Here is a 6,117-nt window from a genome sequence, read left to right on the forward strand (position 1 = left end):
TGTGCATCCCGGCGGCGCTGTACATGTCCAACCCCTACCTGGCGATGGCCGCGATCACGGTGACCACGTGCTCGATCATGTGCGCGATGCCGGTGTTATGGGCGTTGCCCCCGACGTTCCTCACCGGAGCCGCGGCTGCCGGCGGGATCGCCCTGATCAACACGCTGGGCAACATCAGCGGCTTCGGCGGCCCGTATGTCACCGGCTGGCTCACCGGTGCGACCGGCGACGCCCACGCCGCCCTGTGGGTGGTGGGGGCATTCCTGCTGGCCTCGGCGGCGGCGGTGTTCGGTCTGCGGACCACGCCCCGGCCGGCTCGGGTCAGCGAGGACGCGCCGTAGCGCTACCAGACCAGCGGCGCCAGGAACTTCTGCGCGTAGGCCCGCACCGCCGCGTCGTCACGCGTATCGAGCACCGGCGTCGGCATCTGAGCGATGGAGGCGGCCAGGCGCACATGCAGTTCGGCGGCGGCGGCCAGGTCCGCGTCCGGCATGGTCGCTCCGGCCGCGCGCAGCGCCTTGGCCATGGCGGCCGAAGCGCTCTCGAGGATCACCTCGGCCTGCTGGTACATCCCGGCCATCATCGGTACCCCGGGATCGAGCTGCAGCAGCTTGCGCACCACCGGGTCGGTGGTGAGCACGCGCAGCCCGGCGCAGAACCCCGCCACCGCGGCCGCCTGCGGTCCGGAGTCCACGGCCACCGTGCGCAGCTGAACCATGGCGTCCTCGAATGCCCGCCGGCCCACTTCGGTGATCAGCGCGTCGCGGGTGGGGAAGCGCCGGTAGAGAGTGCTGCGGCTGACGCCGGCCTGGTGGGCGATGACGTCAATGCTGGCCCGCCCCACCCCCACCAGCCCGACTTCCTCGGCGGCCGCCTTGAGAATGGCCGCCTCTTGTTCGGCGGGGCTGGCGCTACTGCGTCGCGGCGTCATCGGGCCGTCACCGCATCGGGCAGCCGGGCGGTGCGAAGGACTCCAGCGCCACCGAGCGGTGCGTCTTGACCAGCTTCTCGTACTGCATCCGGTTGTAGGCCAGCGGAACCAGCACCACCCGGTCGGGCAGCGTCCGCCAGGCCAGCTGCAGCAGCTGGGTGTAGAGGGCGAACTCCGCGTCGTGGCGGGGTTCCCATGCGAAGCCGGTGAGCTTGCGCACGCCGGGGTGCATGATCCCGAACGAGCAGATCTTCACCACCCGGCCCGCCCCGGCGCTGAGCACCGACCACAGCGGGGCGGCGGCGGCACGGACCGGGGCCGGCACCACCGAGGGCATCGGCAGCCGGGCCAGGCCGGCGGTCACCCGATCCAGAAACGGGTTGGCCGCCAGTTCGGTGCGGACCACCTCGTCGTAGTAGGCGACGGCCTCGGCGTAGGTGGCCGGAAACTTGCTCGACTTGCCGGGCAGCTCGAGCGCCCCGAACGCCTCGAGGAGCTGCTGGTAGGCGGCGTCGCGCTCTGCCTCGTTCCAGGCGATGCCGGTGACGGGGGTGAAGGAATTCAGCGTCACGAACATGCCGCTCAGCGCTATCCAGTTCCACAGTCGTGGGTTGAGCGCGCTATAGCGGACGTCGGCGAAATCGCCTTTGCCGCGGCCGTGCACGTCGCGGTGCATCCGTTTGAGGCGCTCCCCCTCGGCGGCGCGATCTTCGGCGTCTCCCCAGATGGCCAGCAGCGCCGAAAATCCGCTGCGGATCGCGCGGTCGGTGAAGTTGCTCTCAAAGCGGCCGGTCTTGTCGACCGCGGCGGCCACCGGTACCAGCGCCACCTCGTCGAACGCCGCGGCCCCGAACAGACCCGACAGCACGCTGCCGGAGTGCCTGCGGAACTGGGCCATCACCTTGGGCCGGACCGGTTGGCCCGAATCGATGCTGACGTCACTGATCACTGCCGTCATCTCGGCCTCCTCGGCTGTATGACACAAAGACTAGCTTTCTGTGTCAACGTGTCAATGGCGGCGCGCGCGGCGATGTCGGGGCCGGTCAGGCCCCGTTGTTGGGACCGCCCGAATTGGCCCCGGCGATATCGGTGATCGGGAAGTTCGGCATCGGCGGCGGTGACGGTGTGGCCGGCAGCGCCGGGATGTCCGCCGTGGGGATGTCGTGCAGCTCGTCGGCCGGCGGACCGTTCTCGCGTCCGCCGTACACGCTGCCCGGCGCCCGCGGCCCGAGCAGTTCACTGACCGTGACCAGGTGATAGCCGTTGGCTTTGAGCACGGGCAGGAACTGGTACACCAGGTCGACGGTCGAGGAGTAGGTGTCGTGGAACAGCACCACCGAACCGGGCCGGATCTGCGTCATCAACATGTAGCGGGTGGCGGCGGTGTCGGCGTCGTTGATCCAGTCGAACGGGATCACGTCCCAGAGGATCCCGGCCAGGCCGAATTGGGCGGCCTGCGCGTTGACCGCATCATCGGTGAGTCCCCCGGGTGGCCGCCACAAGCTCGGTGTGCGCCCGGTGGCCGAACGGATGGCGTCGTTGGCCTTGGCGAACTGACCCGGCACGTTTGCCGCGGGAATCGTGGTCATGTTCGGGTGTTCCCAGGTGTGACTGCCGATCTCCATACCGGCGTCGGCGATCCGCTTGGCAGCCAAGGGGTTTGCTGCCACCTTGTTGCCGATCAGGAAGAACGTGGAACGCGCCCCGGCATCGTTCAACACCCGCAGCAGCCGATCGGTGTACGGCGAGGGTCCGTCGTCGAACGTCAGGGCCACACACTTGACCACCGCACAGTCCACCGGGTTCGCAGTCGCCTCGTGCACCTGACTGGTACAGGCGGCGAGCACCGCAACGACCATCGCCGCCGCACCGGCGCGCCAGGGTTTCACCACCCCGGCAGCCTACCGGGACGCCGAGGCCGCTACGGGTTGTCCGATCCGGGGGCACCGTCGGCGCCGGGGGTGCCGTCGGCCTGGCCGTTGCCGCCGTGTTGGCCGTTGCCGCCGACGGCGCCGTAGCCGGTGCCGCCGTTTCCGCCCCGGCCGCCGTGGCCGTCGCCGTTGAGTCCTACGGCACCGCCGCTTCCGCCGTTGCCTCCGTCTCCGCCGACACTGTCGCTGCCACCGGTGGTGAAGGCCGCGCCGCCGTCCCCGCCGTCACCGCCGTCGGCACCTGCACCGCCGTCTCCGCCGTTGCCTCCGGCGCCGCCGATCGACGTGCCGTCGGTGATCATCTGGCCGGCGTCGGTGACCAGATCGATCCGGCTGATGCCGCCGTCACCGCCGGCGCCACCCGCACCGCCGATGCCCGCCGCGCCGGCGGCTCCGCCGTCGCCGCCGATCGCCGTCCCGTTGATGACGACGTTGTCCTCCAAGGTCGCGATGGCTGCTTGGCCGCCGGACCCGCCGGCCCCGCCGTCGAGGGCGTTTCCGGCCGCTCCGCCGATGACGCTGCCGCTGACCTGGGAGGCGGTGGCGGCGAAGAGCATGGCGAACCCGCCGGTCCCGCCTGCTCCGCCCGCGGCACCGATGCCCCCGGCTCCGCCGGTGCTGGTGCCGGTGATGCTGGAGGCGTCGCCGAAATCGATTCCGGCCTGCAGGAAGCTGAACCCACCGGCACCTCCGACACCACCGGAGATGCCGGCGCCGCCGGCGCCACCGGTGACGGTGCCGTCGTAGACGTTGCCGGTGGAATAGACGTCGCCGTAGCCGCCCGCTCCTCCGACGCCGCCGGCCAACCCAGCGCCGCCCGCACCGCCGGTGGCGTCGTTGTTCTCCGCGTGGCCGCCCAGGTAGGCGTAGAGGCCGCCGCTGCCGCCGGCGCCGCCGCGTCCGCCCCCGTCCGCCGCTCCGCCGACACCGCCGGTCGCGGTACCGGTGATCGTGCCGCCCTCACCGACGATTCCGCTGCCGACCACTCCCGTGCCGCCGGCCCCACCGACGCTGCCGGAGCCGTCGGCCGCACCGCCGAGGCCGCCCCGGGCCTCCACCGCGGCGACTGCGCCGGGGCCGGCGCTGACCGAAGCGCGGCCCCCGGCACCGCCGAGACCTCCGTCGGCACCCACTCCACCGGAACCGCCGATGACGACGCTGTCGGCGACCCTGCCGCCTGACCAGGCGTTCACCTCCGCCAAACCACCGGCGCCGCCCGCACCGCCGTCGGTGCCCTGCGCCCCGCCGCCGCCGATCACCACGCTGTCGACGACACTGCTGCCCGCCCCGTCGACGGAGATCGAGGCGCTGCCGCCGTCACCGGTGCGGTCGTCACCGTTGCCGCCGGTGACGGTGCTGCCCACGACGCTTCCGCCGTTGGTGGCCGCCAGAGCTGCCGAACCGCCGCTGCCACCGGCACCCACCGTGCCTGCGGTGACGCTGCTGTGCTCGACGCTGCTGCCGGCGCCGACGTTCAGTGCCGCGTCGGCGCCGTCGGCGCGGGCCGAGGCACTCCCGCCGGTGACCGTCACGCCCGAGGAACTGCCGTCGATCACGGCAGTGGCGCGGCCGCCGGTTCGGCCGCCGTCGCCCGCGGCGTCGGCGCTGCCGGCACCACCATCGCCGCCGCGGCCACCGGTCACCGTCGTGCCGGCGACGGTGCCGGCACCGGTGACGGAGGCCGTGCCCCCACCGCCGCCACCGCCTCCGCCCAGTCCGGCCCGTGTCCCGTCCGCGCTCCCGCCGGCCCCACCAGCGCCGCCGCCACCGCCGACCGCACCGAGGCCGATCGCGGACCCGGCACCACCGGTACCGCCGACGCCACCGTTTCCGGCTGCTCCGCCGTTGGCGACACCACCACTGCCGCCGGTGCCCCCGGCGCCCCCGTATTGACCGATCGATCCACCGGCCGATGCCTCACCGCGTCCGCCGTTGCCGCCGGCACCGCCGTTACCCGACGCGGCAGCGGCACCCCCGGCGCCGTCGGTCGCCCAGGTGATGCCGTCGCCGTTGCGGCCGCCGGCACCGCCGGCACCTTGACCGCCGGCCTGCCCGCCGACTCCCCCGTCGCCCCCGCTGCCCGCCGCTTCGGTGTTGCCGCCGCCGACACCGTCGCCGCCGGCGCCGCCCACCCCGCCGGCACCGGCGTGACCTCCCGCGCCGCCGACTCCTCCGAGTAGGCCGTGGCCGCCATTGCCGCCGACACCGCCGTTACCGCCGGCACCACCGCTGCCGCCGAGCTGGCCGTCGATACGCCCGGCGGTGCCGGCGATGCCACGCGCTCCGGCACCTCCTCGACCGCCCGATCCCCCGTCTCCGCCGGCACCGCCGACGCCTTGAATTCCGGCATTGGTGCCCGCGCCGCCCTGCCCGCCGTCGCCGCCATGACCGCCCGCGCCGCCGTTCTCGCCGGTGCCGCCGGCCGACCCCGGCGTCGTCGCCGCGGCGCCGTCGCGACCGTGGTATCCCGCGCCTCCCGCGCCACCGGCGCCACCGTTGCCGCCGTCGCCCTGCAGCGCCCGGCCGCCGCCGACTTCGGCTCCGCCGGCACCCCCCGCTCCGCCGGCGCCGCCGGCACCCCCGTTGGTGCCGTCGATGCGCTCGGCGGTGCCGTTCAGACCGTGAAATCCCGCTCCCCCGGCTCCGCCGTCACCGCCGACGCCCGCGGCGCCGTGCAGACCGCTGGCCGCGTAGCTGCCGGCGCCCGATGCGCCCCCGGCTCCGCCGGCGCCGGCGTTGCCCCCGGCGCCACCGGCCTGCCCGGCCAAGCCGTCCACGTGTGAGGCGGTGCCGTCGGCTCCCGCGGCGCCGGCGGCGCCCCGGCCACCGTTGCCGCCGGCACCACCCGCACCGCCCGTGCCGTGCGCCCCCACATTGGCTCCGCTACCACCGATTCCGCCGGCGCCGCCGGCGCCGCCGTTGCCACCGTGCTCGCCCGCGGCGCCCGGTGTAATACCGTCGGCGCCATCAGATCCGGCGCCGCCGGCACCGCCGCTCCCGCCGGCACCGCCGTCGCCGACCGCACCCGCCCGGCCGGTCCACGCACCCAACCACTGCGAAAACAGATTGCCCGCGCCGCCCGCGCCGCCGGCACCCCCGGCACCACCGGCACCACCGGTTCCCCCGGCACCGAAATTGAGGTCGGCGAACCCGGCTGCCCCGGCGGCGCCATGTCCACCTTCGCCGCCGGGGCAGCCGGGTTCGCCGACCTCAATTTCGGTGCCGGGGGAACCGGTGGTGCCGGTGGTGCCGGGG

At 74.2% G+C, this 6,117-nt stretch carries 4 protein-coding genes and 2 pseudogenes; 2 read left to right on the forward strand and 4 right to left on the reverse strand.

The window, feature by feature from the left end; genetic code table 11:
- Positions 1–341: pseudogene (locus LI92_RS19315) on the forward strand (MFS transporter); the annotation flags it as partial.
- Positions 342–343: 2 nt separating this feature from the next.
- Here the strand turns inward: LI92_RS19315 and LI92_RS19320 are convergent.
- From LI92_RS19320 to LI92_RS23915, 4 genes are all read right to left on the reverse strand, one after another.
- The gene (locus LI92_RS19320; RefSeq protein WP_046321816.1) at positions 344–931 is read right to left on the reverse strand and encodes a TetR/AcrR family transcriptional regulator; all 588 of its coding nucleotides are present in this window, start codon (positions 929–931) and stop codon (positions 344–346) included.
- 7 nt (positions 932–938) lie between these two features.
- Positions 939–1,889, reverse strand: a complete 951-nt coding sequence (locus LI92_RS19325; protein WP_046321817.1) for an oxygenase MpaB family protein — start codon at positions 1,887–1,889, stop codon at positions 939–941.
- An 85-nt stretch (positions 1,890–1,974) separates the two neighbouring features.
- Positions 1,975–2,790 carry a polysaccharide deacetylase family protein gene (locus LI92_RS19330; RefSeq protein ID WP_082109814.1) on the reverse strand — a complete coding sequence of 272 codons (816 nt, stop codon included), beginning with the start codon at positions 2,788–2,790 and terminating at the stop codon, positions 1,975–1,977.
- 62 nt (positions 2,791–2,852) lie between these two features.
- Positions 2,853–5,735, reverse strand: a complete 2,883-nt coding sequence (locus LI92_RS23915; protein WP_204368899.1) for a PE family protein — start codon at positions 5,733–5,735, stop codon at positions 2,853–2,855.
- Between LI92_RS23915 and LI92_RS24180 the strand changes: the two are divergent.
- Positions 5,724–6,117 (forward strand): annotated as a pseudogene (locus tag LI92_RS24180) (hypothetical protein); the annotation flags it as partial. The gene LI92_RS23915 and the pseudogene LI92_RS24180 sit on opposite strands and share 12 nt — an antisense overlap.

The organism is Mycobacterium sp. UM_Kg1 (genome assembly GCF_000972925.1).
Lineage (GTDB): Bacteria > Actinomycetota > Actinomycetes > Mycobacteriales > Mycobacteriaceae > Mycobacterium > Mycobacterium hiberniae.